20 protein-coding genes and 1 other RNA gene are annotated in these 17722 nt (G+C 60.8%); 9 read left to right on the top strand and 12 right to left on the bottom strand.

The features are described 5' to 3' along the window. Positions 1-2: 2 nt before the first annotated feature. Genes tolQ through FKG95_RS05670 form a run of 6 tightly spaced genes read right to left on the bottom strand, consistent with a single transcriptional unit; the run spans position 3 to position 4313 of the window. The gene (gene tolQ, locus FKG95_RS05695) at positions 3-731 is read right to left on the bottom strand and encodes a protein TolQ (protein ID WP_142895371.1); all 729 of its coding nucleotides are present in this window, start codon (positions 729-731) and stop codon (positions 3-5) included. After that, positions 731-1255 carry a tol-pal system-associated acyl-CoA thioesterase gene (gene ybgC, locus FKG95_RS05690; RefSeq protein ID WP_246116699.1) on the bottom strand — a complete coding sequence of 175 codons (525 nt, stop codon included), beginning with the start codon at positions 1253-1255 and terminating at the stop codon, positions 731-733. Before ybgC ends, tolQ begins: the two co-directional genes overlap by 1 nt. Continuing rightward, on the bottom strand, positions 1252-2316 hold the full coding sequence (gene ruvB, locus FKG95_RS05685) for a Holliday junction branch migration DNA helicase RuvB (RefSeq protein WP_142895370.1): 1065 nt from the start codon (positions 2314-2316) through the stop codon (positions 1252-1254). The genes ybgC and ruvB overlap by 4 nt, the downstream gene beginning before the upstream one ends. Then, positions 2313-2936: a Holliday junction branch migration protein RuvA gene (ruvA, locus tag FKG95_RS05680; RefSeq protein ID WP_142895369.1), complete on the bottom strand. Its 624-nt coding sequence runs from the start codon at positions 2934-2936 to the stop codon at positions 2313-2315. Before ruvA ends, ruvB begins: the two co-directional genes overlap by 4 nt. Then, the gene (gene ruvC / locus FKG95_RS05675; protein ID WP_142895368.1) at positions 2933-3532 is read right to left on the bottom strand and encodes a crossover junction endodeoxyribonuclease RuvC; all 600 of its coding nucleotides are present in this window, start codon (positions 3530-3532) and stop codon (positions 2933-2935) included. Before ruvC ends, ruvA begins: the two co-directional genes overlap by 4 nt. Before the next feature lie 31 nt (positions 3533-3563). Then, positions 3564-4313: a YebC/PmpR family DNA-binding transcriptional regulator gene (locus FKG95_RS05670; protein WP_142895367.1), complete on the bottom strand. Its 750-nt coding sequence runs from the start codon at positions 4311-4313 to the stop codon at positions 3564-3566. A gap of 445 nt (positions 4314-4758) precedes the next feature. On the opposite strand from FKG95_RS05670, the gene FKG95_RS05665 reads away from it, so the two are divergent. After that, complete coding sequence (locus FKG95_RS05665) at positions 4759-5037, top strand: hypothetical protein (protein ID WP_142895366.1); 279 nt, start codon at positions 4759-4761, stop codon at positions 5035-5037. Between the two features lie 37 nt (positions 5038-5074). On the opposite strand, the gene FKG95_RS05660 is transcribed toward FKG95_RS05665, so the two are convergent. From FKG95_RS05660 to FKG95_RS05640, 5 genes are all read right to left on the bottom strand, one after another. Then, the gene (locus FKG95_RS05660) at positions 5075-5899 is read right to left on the bottom strand and encodes a TIGR00282 family metallophosphoesterase (protein ID WP_142895365.1); all 825 of its coding nucleotides are present in this window, start codon (positions 5897-5899) and stop codon (positions 5075-5077) included. Between the two features lie 4 nt (positions 5900-5903). Beyond that, on the bottom strand, positions 5904-6497 hold the full coding sequence (locus tag FKG95_RS05655; protein ID WP_142895364.1) for a 5-formyltetrahydrofolate cyclo-ligase: 594 nt from the start codon (positions 6495-6497) through the stop codon (positions 5904-5906). A 40-nt stretch (positions 6498-6537) separates the two neighbouring features. Then, positions 6538-6694, bottom strand: a non-coding RNA gene (gene ssrS / locus FKG95_RS05650) — 6S RNA. A gap of 25 nt (positions 6695-6719) precedes the next feature. Next, on the bottom strand, positions 6720-7082 hold the full coding sequence (locus tag FKG95_RS05645; RefSeq protein ID WP_142895363.1) for a cell division protein ZapA: 363 nt from the start codon (positions 7080-7082) through the stop codon (positions 6720-6722). Between the two features lie 3 nt (positions 7083-7085). Then, positions 7086-7325 carry a DUF4164 family protein gene (locus FKG95_RS05640; RefSeq protein WP_142895362.1) on the bottom strand — a complete coding sequence of 80 codons (240 nt, stop codon included), beginning with the start codon at positions 7323-7325 and terminating at the stop codon, positions 7086-7088. A gap of 386 nt (positions 7326-7711) precedes the next feature. Between FKG95_RS05640 and tkt the strand changes: the two genes are divergently transcribed. The 4 genes from tkt (at position 7712) to FKG95_RS05620 (ending at position 12071) form a co-directional block, all read left to right on the top strand. After that, positions 7712-9727, top strand: a complete 2016-nt coding sequence (tkt, locus tag FKG95_RS05635; RefSeq protein ID WP_218940079.1) for a transketolase — start codon at positions 7712-7714, stop codon at positions 9725-9727. A 141-nt stretch (positions 9728-9868) separates the two neighbouring features. After that, the gene (gene gap, locus FKG95_RS05630; RefSeq protein WP_142895360.1) at positions 9869-10876 is read left to right on the top strand and encodes a type I glyceraldehyde-3-phosphate dehydrogenase; all 1008 of its coding nucleotides are present in this window, start codon (positions 9869-9871) and stop codon (positions 10874-10876) included. 90 nt (positions 10877-10966) lie between these two features. Next, on the top strand, positions 10967-11389 hold the full coding sequence (locus FKG95_RS05625; protein WP_142895359.1) for a hypothetical protein: 423 nt from the start codon (positions 10967-10969) through the stop codon (positions 11387-11389). Positions 11390-11420: 31 nt separating this feature from the next. Continuing rightward, positions 11421-12071, top strand: coding sequence for a thiamine phosphate synthase (locus FKG95_RS05620; protein WP_142895358.1), 651 nt, complete (start codon positions 11421-11423; stop codon positions 12069-12071). A gap of 23 nt (positions 12072-12094) precedes the next feature. On the opposite strand, the gene FKG95_RS05615 is transcribed toward FKG95_RS05620, so the two are convergent. Next, positions 12095-12586: a 2-thiouracil desulfurase family protein gene (locus FKG95_RS05615; RefSeq protein ID WP_142895357.1), complete on the bottom strand. Its 492-nt coding sequence runs from the start codon at positions 12584-12586 to the stop codon at positions 12095-12097. Positions 12587-12905: 319 nt separating this feature from the next. Between FKG95_RS05615 and efp the strand changes: the two genes are divergently transcribed. The 4 genes from efp (at position 12906) to FKG95_RS05595 (ending at position 17721) form a co-directional block, all read left to right on the top strand. Further along, positions 12906-13472, top strand: coding sequence for an elongation factor P (efp, locus tag FKG95_RS05610; protein ID WP_142895356.1), 567 nt, complete (start codon positions 12906-12908; stop codon positions 13470-13472). A 61-nt stretch (positions 13473-13533) separates the two neighbouring features. Beyond that, positions 13534-14337, top strand: a complete 804-nt coding sequence (locus tag FKG95_RS05605; protein ID WP_142895355.1) for an inositol monophosphatase family protein — start codon at positions 13534-13536, stop codon at positions 14335-14337. Positions 14338-14560: 223 nt separating this feature from the next. After that, complete coding sequence (locus FKG95_RS05600; RefSeq protein WP_142895354.1) at positions 14561-16072, top strand: OmpA family protein; 1512 nt, start codon at positions 14561-14563, stop codon at positions 16070-16072. Between the two features lie 485 nt (positions 16073-16557). Further along, positions 16558-17721, top strand: a complete 1164-nt coding sequence (locus tag FKG95_RS05595; RefSeq protein ID WP_142895353.1) for a flagellar motor protein MotA — start codon at positions 16558-16560, stop codon at positions 17719-17721. Position 17722: the final 1 nt, after the last annotated feature.

Here is a 17722-nt window from a genome sequence, read left to right as displayed (position 1 = left end):
GGCTAGGGTTTCTCCTCGAGTTGCCGCGAGAGGATAGCGCCAAACTCACCGGCGAAAGCTTCGAGGCGGCCACCGTAACGACCAAGATCCGTCGAGATCTTGTTGTAGGCGATGACCGCGGGAATCGCGGCCACCAAACCCAGGGCTGTCGCGAAGAGCGCTTCCGCAATACCGGGGGCAACCACGGCCAGACTTGTATTCTTGGAGGCAGCAATCGACGTGAAGGCATTCATGATGCCCCAGACGGTCCCGAACAGTCCGATGAAAGGCGCGGACGCACCGACGGACGCGAGGAAGATCATGTGCCGCTCAAGCCGTTCCATCTCGCGCCCCAGCGAGATATCCATGACACGCTCAATGCGCTGCTGGAGACTGAGGCGGGTCTGATCACTCACGCCAAGCCCTTTGGAGCTGGAGCGGCGCCACTCGCGCATGGCGGAAACGAAAAGCGAAGACATCGGGTCCGGTGGGCGCTTATCGATTCGGTCGTAGAGATCGTCCAGGGATCCACCAGACCAGAAAGCCTCCTCGAACTGCTCCGCAAGGCTGCGCAGCCGGCGCATCTTCAGCGTCTTTTCGAAGATGATCGCCCAGGACCAGACCGAGGCGACAAGGAGCATGACCATCACGATCTTCACGACGATGTCGGCCTGCAAGAACAAGCCCCATACCGTCAGGTCATGTGCAACGGATCCGGCCAGTCCGACCGCTTCTACCGTTTCGTTTTCCATCAACTTCCCCCAACCGAGGTTGTCATATTTCCACTCTCAAATCGTTTCAGGGCAACCTGCACCGGCTCCGGAATGCGTCCGGGACGCATTCCGGAGCCGCCCGGGCCTTCGCCACGCAGGCAGGCGATCCTGATTTTCAACTTGGCGAGGCAGAGGTCGTCTCGCCAGACATCCTGCAGGATTTCAACGGACGCTCCGCCCATGCGCACGACGCGGGAGCGCACTTCGAGACTGTCGTCCAGCGTTGCCGGTCTTAAATACTCGATCGCGCAACTCCGTACGGCGAACACAAGGTCATAGTCATTACGGATGTCTGTTTGGTTAACGCCGGCGATCCGAAGCATTTCCGTACGTGCACGCTCGGCAAACTTCAGGTAGTTCGCGTGGTAGACAATCCCACCCGCGTCCGTGTCCTCATAGTAGACACGCATCGGCAGGCGGAATTCGGCACCTGCGATGTATCCGCCGGACGGACTCGACTGGCCCGTTTCAATTGAGGGAAGAGTCTCCGGCAGCGCGGTCACGGCAGCTCCTCCGTATCCCCGGGGCTCCCGTTTCCGGCCAGAAGATCGAACTGCGAACTAAGCGTCGCCGGCACCTCGAGCCCAAGATAGCTGTAGCCCGCTGAAGCCAAAACCCGTCCCCGTGGCGTGCGCTGCAGGAGTCCTTGCTGAATAAGGTAGGGCTCGATCACATCTTCCAGGACATCGCGCTGTTCCGAAAGCGCCGCCGCCATGGTCTCCACGCCGACGGGACCGCCGCTATAATTCTCCGCGATGTTGCGCAGATACCGGCGGTCCATGGAATCCAAACCGCGCTCGTCGATATCCAGCCGGCGCAGGGCCGCGTCAGCCGCTTTCGCGTCAATCGTGGCCGCGCCGTCAACCGCGGCAAAATCGCGAACCCGGCGCAGGAGGCGTCCCGCGACGCGCGGCGTCCCGCGCGAACGCCGGGCAATCTCCAGCGCTCCGTCGCTCGACATGTCGATGCCCAGAATACCGGCGCCGCGCGAGACGATCCGTTCCAGCTCGTCAGGTTCGTAGAACTGCAGACGCAGGGGAATCCCGAAGCGTTCGCGTAAGGGTGTCGTGATCAGGCCTGAGCGTGTCGTCGCGCCAACCAGTGTAAAGGGCGGCAGGTCGATACGGACCGAACGGGCGGCCGGACCTTCGCCGATAATCAGGTCGAGTTGAAAGTCCTCCATCGCAGGATAGAGAATTTCCTCAACGGCGGGCGAGAGGCGATGGATCTCATCAATAAAGAGGACGTCGTGCGGCTGCAGATTGGTCAGAATGGCGGCCAGATCGCCAGCCTTGGCAATGACCGGACCGGAGGTTGCGCGAAAGCCGACCCCCATCTCACGGGCCACCACTTGCGAGAGTGTGGTTTTACCCAGCCCTGGAGGACCGAAAAACAGGACGTGGTCCAGTGCATCGCCCCGGCCGCGCGCCGCCTCGATGAAGACGCTGAGGTTTGACCTCAGTTTCTTTTGCCCGACAAAGTCTGCCAGCGATAAGGGGCGCAAGCTTTGCTCGGGCGTATCGCCCTGCGAAAAGTCAGGAGCTATAATCCGCTCGTCGGTCATGACGACAGCTCCCTGAGGCCAATCCGGATTAAGGACTCAACCGGCGCATCCTTGCCCAGTTCGTGCATAGCTTTGCCGACAGCCCCAAAAGCGTCGGCGCGGCGGTAGCCGAGATTGACCAAGGCTGAAATCGCGTCCTCCGACAAACCGCCGGCAGCGGCAACCGCCGACGGCGCGTTTGTTCCGGCCAGATCCGCGGCCATGTTCCCCAGGGCAATGCCTCCGGCCTTCTCTTTGAGTTCAGAGGCAATGCGCCCCGCGATCTTTGGACCGACGCCACTGGCCCGTGTCAGCGAAGTTTTGTCCTGCGCGGCGATGGCCTGCAGCAGTTCTTCCGGCCCAAGTGTAGAGAGGATGGACAGCGCCATTTTCGCGCCGACACCCTGCACCGTGCTCAGAAGGCGGTACCAATCCCGTTCCCCCTGGTCGATGAAGCCATAAAGGTGGATGTGGTCTTCCCGTACATGAGTCTCGATCAGAACACTCGCGGTCTCACCCGCGAGCGGAAGCCGGGAAAGCGTGCGCCCGGAACAGAATACGACGTAGCCCACACCGCCGACATCGATCATGGCCCAGTCGTCGCCACTGCTATCGAGTTTACCTGTCAACTTGCCGATCATCGCGCGCGCCCAATCACGTCGGCCCGTCCTATCACGTCAGATTTGCGGCCGATCTTAGCCGCAGGCTTCGGACCTGAAGACCGGCCGCCGGAAAGCGGGTCTTCTTGGCCAGCGGTCCATTTCCGCCGCGTCGCAATCTGGTGCGCGTGACAGATAGCAACCGCAAGCGCATCCGCAGAGTCCGCGGACGCGATTTCACAGCCCGGCAGCAACCGGCCAATCATCATACCGACCTGGTCCTTGGTCGCATGACCGGTTCCGACCACGGCCTTTTTGACGATCATGGGCAGATACTCTCCGACCGGCAAACCGGCCAGCGCGGGCGTCACCAATGCGATGCCGCGCGCCATCCCCAGTTTCAGGGTCGATGACGGGTTCTTATTGGCCAGCGTAACCTCAACCGCCGCTTCCTGCGGTTCGAAGTCGGTCAAAATCTGACTCAGCCCATCGTGCAGCTCCACCAGGCGCTGCGCCAGGTCTTTCGACTGGGTCGATTTGATGACGCCATTGGCGATATGACGGAGGCTGTGGCCTTCCGCCTCGATAATGCCCCAGCCCATGTGGCGCAATCCGGGATCCAGTCCGACGACTCGCATAAACTCGTTCAGACCTCCCTTTGCCGCCGCATCATGCAGTCAGACGCGCAAGAACGTCATCGGCCACTTCGAAGTTGGCGGAGACCCGCTGCACGTCGTCGCTGTCGTCCAAAGCATCGAGCAGCTTCAGCATGGTCTGGGCCTTGTCCTCATCCAGCGGCGTCATGGTCTGAGGCTTCCAAGCCAGATAGGCCTCCTCCGGATCACCGTAGGACTCCATCAGGCTGTCGCGCACACTCGAGAAATCATCCGGGTCGCAGGTCACCTCGTGCCCTTCGTCAGAAGATTCAACATTGCTTGCGCCGGCTTCGACCGCGGTTTCGAACATTTCGTCTGCCGATGCCGTGCCGGCGGCATATTGAAGCAGCCCGACATGGTCGAACATGAAAGACACCGAGTTGGTCTCACCGAGACTGCCGCCGTACTTGTTGAAAGCAGCCCGGACTTCGGAGGCTGTGCGGTTCCGGTTGTCGGTCATGGCCTCTACGATCAGGGCGACACCGCCCGGGCCGTAGCCCTCATAGCGCACTTCTTCGTAGCTCGAATCGTCTTCGCCCAGCGCGACGCGCTTGATCGCGCGATCGACATTGTCCTTGGGCATATTGGCTGCACGGGCGGCAATCACCGCGGAACGCAGCCGGGGGTTTTTGTCCGGTTCTGGCAGCCCCGACTTCGCGGCGACCGTGATTTCACGGATTAAACGCGCGAACACTTTCGCGCGCTTTTTGTCCTGTGCACCCTTACGGTGCATGATGTTCTTAAACTTGGAATGGCCCGCCATGACCACGAATCCTAAATGATGATGCAAACAACGAAGATGCCGACCGTATCGTGTGGAAGTGCGGGGTAACAGCCGCAAGAAATATTCCCGCAATATGGCGACAATAGGGCGCCTTCTAGCAGGTATTCGCCGCAATCTGAAGCCCTCTGAAGGGCAATCGGGACCATCGGGCAACAAAAGCGGGGATTTTGCTTCAAAAGCCTCTGAAATGCCCTCTTTGCTATCCCGTTTTTTACACAGAGTCGTGCACTAAACAGATAGGATTCGCGCGTCGAAGCGCGCGGAGCAAAGCCGTCTGGCCGGAGTGCCGGGATTAACCGCAGCTTAACGCTTTTCCGACAGACTGACGCGAAAGTTTTCGGGTGCGTTTCACTGTGAAGTGCACCTCGAGATCCAACCGCACCTCAGGTCACCTCCGGGGCGGGTCGGAAAAAAGGGTCGAGCAATGGCGTTGTCGATTAACATTCCAGAGCTGAGCGTCGTCACCGACGGCGGGACGGACAAGGCGAATTTCGCCCGGCGCAGCGTGAAAGCCGCCGAGATGGTCCATGATTTCGTTCAGCAGTCCAGTCTCTCGGCGTTCGACGCCATGCTGGATGCCGCAGAGGAAAGCAGTCTTAAAGCTGCGGTCGGTGCGGCGGATATCGCCGAAGAGGCGACCGAGCAGACCGAAATGGTCGAAGAGGAAATCACGCGCTTCCTGGCCCAAGCGCCAAAGTCCTGAGCCTCCAAAGTCCTGAACTCCGGATCAGCAAAACCCTCTAAGCGGCCCCGAGAACCGGGAGCGCCTCCGGCAAACGTCCGCCCAGGCGCACGGGTTCAATCCGTTTGGCCAGGCCTGTCGCATCGTCGGTCTCCACCAGCACGGCACTTAAAGACCCCTCCCCTGTCGCAACGGACAAGCGCTCTGTGGGAAGCTTCCGCGTGAAGCGCGCGAGCGGCACCGCCTTATCCATTCCGATGACCGAGTCGTAAGCACCGCACATACCCGCGTCGGTCTGATAGGCGGTCCCGCCGGGCAGGATCATCGCATCTGCCGTCGGGACATGCGTATGGGTGCCGACGCAAAGACTTACCTTTCCGTCGACAAAGTGCCCCATTGCCATCTTCTCACTGGTGGCTTCACCATGGAAATCCAGAAGAATGGCGTGCACCGTGGCGCCGAGACGATGACGTTCCAGCTCGCGCTGGACCGTCGCAAAGGGATCGTCGAGCGGGTCCATGAAGAGACGGGCCATCACGTTCAGGACCAGAACCTTGCGGCCGCGCGTGGCCTCGAAAACGGCGGCGCCGCGCCCGGGCGTGCCCGCGGGAAAGTTCTGCGGGCGCAGCAGACGCGTCTCGCGATTGATGTGGGTCAGCATCTCCCGCTGGTCCCAGGAGTGGTTGCCGCCCGTAATGACGTCAACGCCCATTTCGAAAAGGCTGTTGCAGATCTTTTCCGTAATCCCGAAGCCGCTCGCCGCGTTCTCGCCGTTCACGACAATGAAATCCGGCTCCAGTTCGCGACGCACGCGCGGCAGATGCTCCGCCAGAGCATCCCGCCCCGGCCTGCCGACAATATCGCCGCAAAAAAGTAGTCTCATGGCCTCATCTTTCGAATTCCAAAACTTCGCGCTCGGTCACGATCCAGTCGAGTGGCTGATCGTTGGCATCGCGGGGCACAGCCTCGACCTCCAGGGCGGAAAACGCAACTCCCACTGCCATAACGGCCTGAGCGGCGCGCAGGTCGGCCAGAGAGCGATCGTAGAATCCGCCCCCATATCCCAGGCGATAACCCTGACGGTCGAATGCCAGCAAAGGCACCAGCAGCACGTCCGGCGGCCGGGCCTTCTGTGAACCGGCCGGCTCCAACGTACCAAAACCTGCCGGCACCAGAGTGTCGCCCGGTGTCCAGTCGCGAAATACCAATGGCCTGTCTCTGCCCGTCATGGCGGGCAGGACGACCCGGCATCCGCGCTCGTGAAACGCCTCGAGTGACGGCCGCAAGTCAAGCTCGTCCGCAAGCGGCCAATAGCCTGAAATCACCATGCCGGCAGTGAAATCAAAACTGGAGAGCAAGCGGTCGCGTATGGCGGTCGGCGCAGCTGTCTGAGACGAAAAGGCAAGAGAACGCCGCGTCTTGGCGTCCTTCCGCAGCGCCTGCTTGCGCGTATCAAGCGAGACGGTATCAGCATCGATCATTGTGTCTCGCGCCTTTGTCCGGGGAGTCCCGACATTAGAGAGTGGTGCCGCGATGGCCGTTGGCAACGATCATCCTCTGTGGCCTGCCAAGCAGGTGGGCGCCATATACCGGAACCACGGCTCCGGCAGGGACAGCTCCCTAGAGGTTCGGTATTGGCCCCAGGGATCGGGTGGCCTGACGCACCTCGCAGCACCAACTACATAAGTCTAAAAAGGAGCTATTTAAGCCCCTTCAAGGCGGGTCGCAATAGATTCCAGCCGGGAAGCACAGGCTTCCAGGGCATTCGCGGCCTTTTCCTCAAGCGGATTCGGGCCTGTCGCCGTGCCTTCATGGTCCGAAGGCTTGGGGCTTGCGGCGCCCTCCTGGACTTCCTCGAGCTGAATCAGGGCTTCATCAAGCTCATCCGCAATCATCAGAGACGCCATCATCATGAGATGCGATTCGCTGAGGCTGCCAACGCTCTGCTTTAAAACGGCGACTCTGTCATCGACGAATGCCGCCAGTTTCATCAGGTGTTCTTCCTGACCATCGTCGCAGGCAACGTCATAGTGACGGCCGTTTATCGTAACATTTACCTGTGCCAAGGCCTAAACTTCCATCACCGATTTGAGACGTGCAATCGTAGAATCCAACCGGCTGGAAACCTCGCCGGCAAGGTTCTGCAGGTTCTCGTTTTCCTCTCGCGCCGCCGCCAGCGCCGCGCGCAACTCGGCGTCGTCCGACGCACCCTCACCGTTGGAACGCGCCTTCGCCCGGCTTTCAACCGCCTGGTCGAGGCGATCGAGAGCGGACTTAAGTCTCTCAGTAGCTTCATTTAATCGTGTCATTGGCGTATCACTGGAAAATCATGAGAGTTTGCGCGCCCGAGTCTTGCTGAGAGATCAGATTCATTAACAATGCCCGGCAGCATATGCGCGCGATGCTGTCATGGTCAACCGCCACTGGGCATGAAGACACTGCAATATCACAAAACGGCAAATTGGATTTTTACGGGATTCCCGAGACTTGGGGGCTTTCCTTCATATTTCGCAGCGCGATGTCGGGTATCCATCCCCATACTCCTCCAACAGCTGAATCACGCCGCGGGATGACATGCTGGTTGACCTTGCCGGGGCGCGGCGGCATGTTGCGCGCAAATTTGGTCAGGAGCCCAGCGTCCAGTGCGTTTCCGGCGGCTGGAGAATGGCTCTCCCCCATGACGGTGGATACATTAATGAACACATTGCAGTCGGGTTCTTCGGGCTCGAAAGGTGACCTTGCAGCCAATCACAAAGATATGGCCAATGCGCTCCGCGCCCTCTCCATGGACGCCGTGCAGCAGGCCAATTCCGGTCACCCGGGCATGCCGATGGGCATGGCCGACGTCGCGACCGTTCTCTACAGCCAGTTTCTGAAATTCGACCCAGCGCGGCCGGACTGGGCCGACCGGGACCGTTTCGTATTGTCTGCCGGTCACGGTTCCATGCTGCTCTATTCATTGCTGCATCTGACCGACTACCCGGAAATGACGCTCGATCAGCTGAAGAACTTCCGCCAGCTCGGCAGTCTGACCGCCGGCCACCCCGAGGTCGGTCATGCCCCCGGCATCGAAACCACCACCGGCCCCTTGGGTCAGGGCCTCGCCAATGCGGTTGGTATGGCGCTGGCCGAACGCCTGCTGAATGCGCGCTTCGGCGACGCGGCGGTCGACCATCATACTTACGTGATTGCCGGCGACGGTTGCCTGATGGAGGGCATCAGTCACGAAGCGATCTCGCTGGCCGGGCATCTGGGTCTCAGCAAACTGATCGTGCTCTTCGACGACAACGGTATTTCGATCGACGGTCCGACTTCACTCTCGGTCTCAGACGATCAGGCCAAACGATTCGAAGCCAGCGGCTGGGACTGCTTTACAGCCGACGGGCATGATCCGGAGGCCATCGCCGCAGCGATCGCAGCGGCAAAAGCCAGTAGCAGACCCGCCATGATCGCCTGCAAGACTGCGATCGGTTTTGGTTCGCCGAACAAAGCAGGCAAAAACTCCGCCCACGGCGCCCCCTTGGGCGTGGATGAGATCACGGCAACGCGCGAAGCCCTCGGATGGCCGCACGCCGCCTTTGAAATTCCCGATGACGTGCGCGCCGCCTGGCAAGCCACCGGCGCCGCGGGTGCGGAAGCCTCGGCAGCCTGGGACCAGCGGATGGCCGGCCTCGACGCGGCGGATCGTGCAGAGCTCGAGCGGCGCATGGCCGGAGACCTGCCTGCGGACTGGCAGGACAGCTTTCGGGCCTATAAAGAGAAACTGGCCGAGGAGCAGCCGAAACTGGCAACCCGGGTTTCTTCCCAGAAGGCTCTGGATGTGCTCGCGGAGGCCATTCCAGAATTGATCGGCGGCTCCGCCGATCTGACCGGATCTAACAATACAAAAGCTGCGAGCCAGAAGCCGGTCACCCGCGACAACTTCTCCGGCGATTACATTTACTACGGCGTCCGGGAACACGGCATGGCCGCGGCCATGAACGGCATGGCGCTGCACGGCGGTGTTCTGCCCTACGGCGGCACCTTCCTGGTCTTTACGGATTACTGCCGGCCCTCGATCCGTCTTTCGGCGCTGATGCAGCAGCGGGTCGTCTATGTCATGACCCACGACTCCATCGGTCTGGGCGAAGACGGTCCGACCCACCAGCCCGTCGAACACCTGGCCGCCTTGCGCGCCATTCCCGGCCTTCAGGTTTTCCGGCCTGCCGATGCGATCGAAACGGCTGAGTGCTGGGAGCTGGCACTCCAAAGCAGCGATGCGCCCTCGGTGATCGCCCTGACCCGACAGGGCCTGCCCAGCGTCCGCAAAGACGTGAGCGAAAACCTCTCAGGCCATGGTGCCTACATTCTTTCCCCCGCCGAAGGCGAGCGTCAGGCCACCCTGATCGCCTCGGGCTCTGAAGTCGAGCTGGCGCTCAAGGCTCAAGAAATGCTGGCGGCCGACGGGATTTCGGCGGCGGTCGTCTCCATTCCCTGCTGGGAACTTTTCGCAGCGCAAAGCCAGGGTTACCGGGACGAAGTCCTTGGCCCGGACAGTCTCCGGATCGCCATCGAGGCTGCCCTCCCCTTCGGCTGGGAACGCTGGATCGGATCGGACGGCGGCTTTGTCGGCATGCAGGGCTTCGGCGCTTCGGCGCCGGCAGGCGATCTCTTCGCGCACTTCAAGATCACACCGGAAGCCGTGGTTGAGAACGTAAAGGCGCGACTCTAAAGCCACTCGCGGGCAAGCCTGTCGACAAGACAAAGCGGCCATAGCGCCATGCGCTCCCGATGGCCGGAAATTACGGTTTACCAGCGACGCCGGATCAGACCGATCGTAGGCGTCGAACGTTGAATGAAAGGGAAGTCTACGATGGCATTGAAGGTAGCAATTAACGGATTTGGACGGATCGGCCGCCTGGTGTTTCGCGCCGCCATGGAATCAAAGCGCAGCGACCTGGAGTTCGTTGCAATCAACGACCTGGGCTCCCCTGCCGATAACGCACATCTGCTGAAGTACGATTCCGTTCACGGTATCTATCCCGGCGAAGTCAGCGCCACCGAAGACAGCATTATCGTGGACGGCAAGTCCATCAAAGTCCTGTCCGAGCGTGATCCTGCCGCCCTGCCCTGGGGTGATATGGATGTTGATATCGTTATGGAGTGCACGGGTATCTTCGCCACCCGGGACGCAGCCGCGAAACACCTGGATGCAGGTGCAAAGCGCGTGCTGGTCTCCGCCCCCTGCACCAACGCCGATCTGACCGTGGTCTACGGCGTTAACAGCGACCAGCTGACCGCAGAGCACACCGTGGTCTCGAACGCATCCTGCACCACCAACTGTCTCGCCCCCGTCGCCTACGTGCTGAATGAGACGGTCGGGATCGAGCGTGGCTTCATGACCACGATCCACTCTTTTACCGGCGATCAGCGCACCGTCGACACCCTGCATAAGGATCTCGCCCGTGCCCGTGCGGCTTCAGTCTCCATGATCCCGACTTCTACCGGTGCCGCCCGCGCCGTCGGGCTGGTTCTGCCGGAACTCAAAGGCAAGTTGGACGGCACCTCGGTCCGTGTCCCGACACCGAACGTCAGCCTGATCGATCTGACCTTCACCCCCAAGAAGGAGACCTCGATCGATGAAGTCAACGCCGCCATCTCCTCGGCAGCGGCCGGAAAGCTGGCGGGTGTCCTGACGGTCAACGATAAGCCGCTGGTCTCCACAGACTTCAACCATAACCCGGCCAGCTCCACCTTCGACCTTGCCGAAACTCAGGTCGTCGACGGCAAGTTCGTCCGTGTCATGGCCTGGTACGACAACGAGTGGGGCTTCTCGAACCGCATGAGCGACACCGCGATTGCCATGGGTAAACTGCTTTAGCGCACGCGGACATTCGTCCAGGCAAAAGAAAAGCGGGGTGCCGGGCGCCCCGCTTTTTCTTTGATCCCACGATTGCGCTAGAATTACGCCATGCAGCGTCCCGTCATCATTATCCACTCTTTCGAACAGGCCTGCGCAGCGCTGACCAGCGCAGCCGATCTGTCAAAGGACCTCACGTTGCTTTCTGCACCCGACGCGGGCATGCAGAGCGGGCCGGCGTGGTTCCTCTCTGTGGTAGAGCAAGCGCGGGAAGCAGTGCCGGGCGCCAAGACCATAGAGATCACCGCAGTGTTGGATTGCGGCGATGCACCCGGGATTGTCCTCGCGGCTCTACGCCATGGCCTGACCGACGTTTGTTTCACGGGCCCGCCGGAGACCCTCAGCAAACTGACGGATATCGCAGACAAGCAAGGGGCCGTGATCGTCACGGAGCGCCCGGAAGGCCTCGACCTTTTAGGCGTTACCGATCCTACTGCGCGCTGCCGCGAATGGCTGGCGAACGGAAGCGATTGAATTCACTGCGAAGCTCCTCTATGAGCAGCATATGACCTGCCGCCTTTATCTCGTTGCTCCGGCCGATCTCGGATCGCCCGCACGCCCCGCCAGCGCCTTTGCCAAGGTCCTGACCGATGTTCTCGAAACTGGTGCCGTCGACTGCCTGCTGCTGCCTTGCGGCACTGCGGACAACGTCACCCAGCGCCAAAGCATCGATCTTTTGCGTCCCATTGCGCAGGATCTCGGGGTTGCCGTGGTTCTGGAGGGCGATGCAGGCCTCGCGAGAGAAACCGGCTGCGATGGCGTGCATTTGCTCAACCCCAAAGCCTATCGCGGTGCGCGGAAACTCCTCGGCAATGATGCCATTGTCGGAGTCGACTGCGGCATGTCGCGCCATCTGGCCATGGAAGCCGCCGAGCAAGGTGCCGATTACGTCGCCTTCAGACGCCAGAGCCTGGAAAAGATCGACAATGGTGATCACGATGCCGCGGATGAGGCCGCGCCAACGCTCGAAGCTGTGTTGGAGTGGTGGCAGCTCATGATCGAAACGCCTTGCGTGGCCATGGATGCAATTGATGCGGACGATGCTATCAAACTGGCTACGTCCGGCGCGGATTTTGTCGCTCTGGGCACTGGCGCCTGGTCTGACGAGGATCAGGCGGTCGCAACACTTAAAAGCCTTGCTAAGACGCTGGCCTGACTCTCCGCTCAATGCGTGTTCCGTCAGGTATTGGCTTCCACTCGCTTGGCCAGATCACCGATCTGATCCTGGCTGAACACCTCAATGCCGTTCTGTCTCAGAAGCGCCGTCACGACGCCGATGCCATCGCGCCTGACACCAGTGAAGCTGCCGTCATAGATAAAGCTCGAACCGCATGACGGGCTGCCATCGGTCAGAAGCGCATATCGGCAAGCATGTCTCTGCGCGGTGACGAGGGCCCTGCGGGCCCCGGCAACAAAGGCATCGCTGATGTCTCTCCCGTTGTCTTCGACGACCTGCGCTCTGCCCGCCAGAACCGCGTCGGCAGAGCCACCGCGTTCAATTTCAGCTGGCGGCCGGGGCACAGGCAGGCCCGCCTCGACCTCCGGGCAAAGCCCGATCACGCGGCCCTGGGCCTGCCAGACGGCCAGAATTTCGCTCGCGACGGCTTTATCGCCGCCGTCATAACGAACGGGCTTGCCCAGAAGGCAAGCGCTGACCAGTATCTTCTCCATAGTGCCCAACCTAGCTGATCCGCATCTAGCCCACCAGATCATCCTAGTGCGCCGATGCCGCCCTCATGAACCCGATATCAGCGGCTGGAAACCCAGCTAAAGAGCCCTTTTGCCGGTAATCGCGAGCATCCCATTGCTTGAGCGAGGGCGAACTGCTAGCTTCCGCCCGCTTTTCGCCCCATACCTGCGTTTCCGTCCTGGATTGTCCTCAGGCGTTGGGGATGTTCGACCCCGGCTCTTGCGCGCTGGATTCAACGCGGTAAGGCGCAGACAGATCTCAAAACGTGGCTGGAAACGGCCAAAAACTGGATAGACGATCATGAAGATTAATGGCAATGCCATCCGCCCCGGAAACGTCATTGAACACAAGAACCGTCTCTGGCGCGCGACCAAGATTCAGCATACGCAGCCCGGCAAAGGCGGCGCTTACCTGCAGGTCGAGTTGAAGGATATCCGTGACGGCACCAAACTGAATGAGCGTTTCCGCGCCAGTGAGGATGTCGATCGGGTCCGCCTCGACCAGAAGGAGTATCAGTTCCTCTTCGCAGATGGCGAGATGCTGACCTTCATGGACAACGAAACCTACGAACAGGTGATGCTGCATAGCGACCTGGTCGGCGAGCCCGTGATCTTTCTTCAGGACGGCATGACGGTGACGATCGAATCCTATGAAGAAGAGCCGATTTCAGTCATGCTGCCTGACACCATCGTCGCGGAGATCGCCGAGGCGGATCCGGTGGTCAAGGGACAGACGGCCTCGTCATCCTACAAACCGGCGACACTGGAGAACGGGGTCAAGATCATGGTGCCGCCGCACATCGAATCCGGCACGCGTGTGGTCGTGAATACGGCCGATTCCAGCTACGTGGAGCGCGCAAAGGGTTGATGCGCCAATGCATCTGCCAAAGTTTAGTCCAACGCCCGACGTAGTATCCGGAATCCCAATCATGGCCTCTCGCTCCCCACTCATCACCGTCATGACCCGCGCGGCCATCAAGGCCTCACGGGGCCTTAAGCGCGATTTCGGCGAAGTCGAAAACCTGCAGGTGTCGAGAAAGGGCCCGGCGGACTTCGTCTCGACCGCCGACCTGAAGGCGGATAAGACGCTGCGCGAGGAGCTGGGAAACGCACGGCCAGAATACGGCTTTCTCACGGAAGAAGGCGCGGAGGTCAAAGGCACGGATGAGCATGGGCGCCGCTGGATCGTCGACCCGCTCGACGGCACCACCAACTTCCTGCATGGCCTGCCTCACTTTGCGGTCTCCATCGCCCTTGAAGAGCGTGGCGAGCTTGTTGCCGCGGTTGTCTACGATCCCATCAAGGACGAGATGTTCACGGCAGAAAAAGGCGCTGGCGCCTTTTTGAATGACCGCCGCATCAGGGTCTCCGGACGCTCGGCTTTGAACAGCGCACTCATCGGCACCGGGGCCCCCTTCCTGGGTCATGGCGACCGTCCCATATTCCTCAAGGAAGTTGACGCCATCACGGCCAGCACGGCAGGCATTCGCCGCATGGGCTCCGCAGCGCTCGATCTGGCTTACGTTGCCGCAGGCCGCTTTGACGGTTTTTGGGAGCGTGAACTCTCCCCATGGGATATCGCCGCAGGTGTCCTGCTGGTTCGCGAATCCGGCGGACAGGTCACGACGATCAAAGGCACGGCCTTCAAACTGGATGGCGACAGCATTCTCGCCGCCAATCTGGAACTGCATCCCTCCCTGGTTAAAGCGCTGCGGGCCGCGAGAGACAGCTGACGCTGCACGACATATCCCGGCCAAGGCACGGCATAGTGAGTGGACGATGTGACACCCAGGCGCTGGACAGGGTTAACAGGATGTTATCATCTCTTGTTTAGAGAGTAAGTTCGCACCTGTTGACTGCCGCCAAAACCGCAATTCCTAAAGCAGTTGTCGGCACGCCTGCAGGAGCTTAAGCTAGCGCCCGGATTCACATAGGGAATCTCTCGGTGGGGAACGAATGACAGGACAAACGTACCGAACCGGAATTGTGACGACACCGTCTTCTTCAGAGGCGCGCGGCGCACTTTCCGATTCGAAAGTCTCGCAAGCGAAGAACCGGCATGGGATCGCGCCGTACATCTGTGGCCTCTGCATGGCAGCCCTCTTGTCATCGGCAAGCGTACCCGCGCTGGCTCAGTCGGCACTGCTGGGTGCTGACTCAGGCGTATTTGTCAACGAGGCACTTCTGGATGGTATGAGTCAGCAGGGTGTGCCGGTCCTGCCTTATGGGTCTCAAGGCGGATACCAGGGCGGCGGCTTTCCGGCGCAACCCGGCTATGGCGCAGGCGGCTATAACCAGGGCGGCTATGCCTCGGGTGGCACCGTCATTATCGGAGGCTCCGGCAGCAGCACCCAGCAAGCCGGGCAATATGTCACTCGCCCTAGCACCCTTCTGTTTCCGCCACCCAGCTTCCCGAGAAGCCGTGTAACAATCATCGATTCCGGAACCGGCTCGGGCAGCGGAACCGCCCTCTCGTCCAATGGAACGGCACCGGCCCGCAATGTCGCGGGCGCGGCCACGCAAACCACGTCAAGTCAGGTTTCCTCAACTGCAAGCGCTGGCGCAAAGGCCGAATCTCGCCTCCTGGTTCCCTTACCGCCAGATATCTCGCAACAGGCGCCAGCCGCACCGGCTCAAACGAAAACCACCGCCAGCAGACCTGCGGTTCCAAAGACCCCCGCGGCGAAACCAGTTCCGCTGCCGCCACAGACAATCGCGCAGGCCAAGGCGCCTGAAGCGGAGCAAAAAGCGGCTCCGGCCACCGCTGCGCCTAAACCGGCGGCTCCCGTAAAACAGGCAAACGTGGCCCCGCCTCCGCCTCCAAAGACGGTGCCCTCCACACCTGCGATTGCCGCTGCACCGCCCCCACCGAAGTTGGCGCCCAAAGCCGCACCTGAGCCTGCAGCGCCAAAAACGGCGTCTGTGGCAAAGGCACCTGCGCTTGAGGATACCACCTCAGCCCTGACGCCCCCTCCACCGCCCCCCGTCACACCTTCGGCCATTGCCCAGGCGCCGGCGGCGTCAACTGTGACAGCTCCGGCACCGGCAGCAGCAACGCCGGCACCGCAGCCTGCAGCACCACAATTGCAAGCAAACGACGCGGCGCCCGCGACGCCTTCCACCCAAACCGCATCGCGCGGTGATACCGGGACACAGGTCAGCGAGGTTCAGGTTCTCTTTAATTCCACCGAAGCCGGGTTGAGCGGACCGGCACAATCGGCTCTGGAATCCGTCGCGCAAGCCATGCTTGAAGACGAATCAAGCGAAGTTCAGCTCTTTGCTTACGCCGGACAGGCCGACATCGACGCAACCCAGGCCCGCCGCCTCTCGCTTTCGCGCGCCATGGCCGTCAGAGCTTTTCTGATCGGTAAGGGTGTGCGCCCCGCACGCATGCAAGTCCGGGCGCTGGGCAACAAAACAACCAGCGGATCTCCCGATCGCGTGGACGTCGTTCCCGCCAAACGCTAGTGTGGTGGAACTGAAGTTCGTGTGATTTATGACGTCTTTGCAAGTTACGCGGTTAGGCGCGAGGTCTGCAGTGATGTGGAGCATCACAAGGTCCTCGCAACGACATCCGCGGGACTTGCAAAGGCGCCAGAAAGGTCGCTTTTGCGGTTAAGGGCGTCACCGCCGCTCGCCGATGCTTTGGCATCGCCAGCGCGACGCTTCCTGCTCAGAAAACCGCAAAAGCGATCATAAATGATACAAACTTCAGTTCCACCACACTAGGACCTGTGACGTTGACTGAACCTCTCGGTTGGGCTAAACGCGGAGGGGTTTTATCGCAGTCGCGTCGGGCTGCAGACATTGAGTCTAGGGTCTGATCGCTCTCCACTGTATCCGCGGAGACGGTGAATCAGCCTCTAAAACATAAAGTTAGAGGGCGTTTCATGGTCTTGACCGCTTTAGTCGAGAACAACCGCACTCTGAGCCGCGGGGCAGTGTAGCTTACCATGAACCGGCCGAAGCGTTATTTGATCCATATGAGCATCTTTCTGGTGCTTGTCGGACTGGCAGTCTTTGCCCTCTCAGACAAAGTCATCGATGCTTTTCAGGCAAATGAGCTCTTCAACGGCCTGATCCTGTTTGTGCTTGCTCTGGGCATCGTCTACATCTTCCTGCAGGTTTGGCGCTTAAACCCCGAGATCGCCTGGTTGGACAACCTGCGGCGGGAAAGCAAGGGCGGCCTGGTTTTCCCGGGCACGCTTTCCGAGGAGCGTCCGCCGCGTCTATTGGGCCCCATGGCGAATATGCTGGGCGACCGGGCGGGACGGCTGTCCCTCTCAACAATATCCATGCGCACCCTTCTGGACGGCATCCACAGCCGCATCGAGGAATCGCATGAACTCTCGCGCTATCTGATCGGTCTGCTGATCTTCCTCGGCCTGCTCGGCACCTTTTGGGGATTGCTAGAGACCGTGACAGCCGTCGGGGACACGATCGGGGGCCTGAACGGTGCAATCGACGATCCGGCCTCGCTCTTCGAAGAGCTTAAAAGCGGCCTGGCAACGCCTCTGGCGGGTATGGGCACCGCCTTTAGTTCATCGCTCTTCGGCCTCGCGGGTTCCCTGGTTCTCGGCTTCCTGGAACTGCAGGCAGGCCAGGCTCACAACCGTTTTCTCAATGAACTGGAAGAGTGGCTTTCCGGCGTAACCAAGCTGTCAAGCGGCAGCGTCAGCGGCGACGGCGACCAGTCGGTTCCGGCCTACATTCAGGCATTGCTCGAAAAGACGGCGGACAGCCTCGACCAACTGCAAAGAACAATTTCACGCGGAGAGGAAGACCGCGCCTCCATGACACAGGGACTGTCGGGCCTCACCGACCGTCTCTCGACTCTGACGGATCAGATGCGGACCGAACAGGGCGTGCTGATGAAAATGGCGGAGAATCAGGCCCAGCTCAAGCAGGTCATGACCAAGCTCGTAGAGGGCGACGCCATGGCCGCGCCTGCCGGACTGGATGACGCCTCCAAGACGCACCTGCGCAATGTCGATCTGCGCCTCGAGCGCATCGCCGCCGACCTTTCCAGCGGTCGCGAGAATGCCATTCAAGAGATTCGCGGAGAAATCCGGCTCCTGACCCGCACCATCGCTGCGATCGCCGAGGAAAGCGAGTAAG

It is taken from the genome of Denitrobaculum tricleocarpae (assembly GCF_007004665.1).
In the GTDB taxonomy this organism is placed as follows: Bacteria; Pseudomonadota; Alphaproteobacteria; order Kiloniellales; family Kiloniellaceae; genus Denitrobaculum; species Denitrobaculum tricleocarpae.
Note: the sequence above shows the minus strand (reverse complement) of the source record. Positions and strands in the feature narration are given on the sequence as shown.

Excerpts from the sequence above, each read along its gene's own strand:
- FKG95_RS05615 (WP_142895357.1), bottom strand. The coding sequence starts at position 12,586 with ATGGAGAAGATACTGGTCAGCGCTTGCCTTCTGGGCAAGCCCGTTCGT.
- tolQ (WP_142895371.1), bottom strand. The coding sequence starts at position 731 with ATGGAAAACGAAACGGTAGAAGCGGTCGGACTGGCCGGATCCGTTGCA.
- FKG95_RS05600 (WP_142895354.1), top strand. The coding sequence starts at position 14,561 with ATGACAGGACAAACGTACCGAACCGGAATTGTGACGACACCGTCTTCT.
- efp (WP_142895356.1), top strand. The coding sequence starts at position 12,906 with ATGAAGATTAATGGCAATGCCATCCGCCCCGGAAACGTCATTGAACAC.
- ruvA (WP_142895369.1), bottom strand. The coding sequence starts at position 2,936 with ATGATCGGCAAGTTGACAGGTAAACTCGATAGCAGTGGCGACGACTGG.
- gap (WP_142895360.1), top strand. The coding sequence starts at position 9,869 with ATGGCATTGAAGGTAGCAATTAACGGATTTGGACGGATCGGCCGCCTG.
- ruvC (WP_142895368.1), bottom strand. The coding sequence starts at position 3,532 with ATGCGAGTCGTCGGACTGGATCCCGGATTGCGCCACATGGGCTGGGGC.
- FKG95_RS05595 (WP_142895353.1), top strand. The coding sequence starts at position 16,558 with ATGAACCGGCCGAAGCGTTATTTGATCCATATGAGCATCTTTCTGGTG.
- FKG95_RS05620 (WP_142895358.1), top strand. The coding sequence starts at position 11,421 with ATGACCTGCCGCCTTTATCTCGTTGCTCCGGCCGATCTCGGATCGCCC.
- FKG95_RS05670 (WP_142895367.1), bottom strand. The coding sequence starts at position 4,313 with ATGGCGGGCCATTCCAAGTTTAAGAACATCATGCACCGTAAGGGTGCA.
- FKG95_RS05665 (WP_142895366.1), top strand. The coding sequence starts at position 4,759 with ATGGCGTTGTCGATTAACATTCCAGAGCTGAGCGTCGTCACCGACGGC.
- FKG95_RS05625 (WP_142895359.1), top strand. The coding sequence starts at position 10,967 with ATGCAGCGTCCCGTCATCATTATCCACTCTTTCGAACAGGCCTGCGCA.
- tkt (WP_218940079.1), top strand. The coding sequence starts at position 7,712 with ATGAACACATTGCAGTCGGGTTCTTCGGGCTCGAAAGGTGACCTTGCA.
- FKG95_RS05655 (WP_142895364.1), bottom strand. The coding sequence starts at position 6,497 with ATGATCGATGCTGATACCGTCTCGCTTGATACGCGCAAGCAGGCGCTG.
- FKG95_RS05640 (WP_142895362.1), bottom strand. The coding sequence starts at position 7,325 with ATGACACGATTAAATGAAGCTACTGAGAGACTTAAGTCCGCTCTCGAT.
- ruvB (WP_142895370.1), bottom strand. The coding sequence starts at position 2,316 with ATGACCGACGAGCGGATTATAGCTCCTGACTTTTCGCAGGGCGATACG.
- FKG95_RS05660 (WP_142895365.1), bottom strand. The coding sequence starts at position 5,899 with ATGAGACTACTTTTTTGCGGCGATATTGTCGGCAGGCCGGGGCGGGAT.
- FKG95_RS05605 (WP_142895355.1), top strand. The coding sequence starts at position 13,534 with ATGGCCTCTCGCTCCCCACTCATCACCGTCATGACCCGCGCGGCCATC.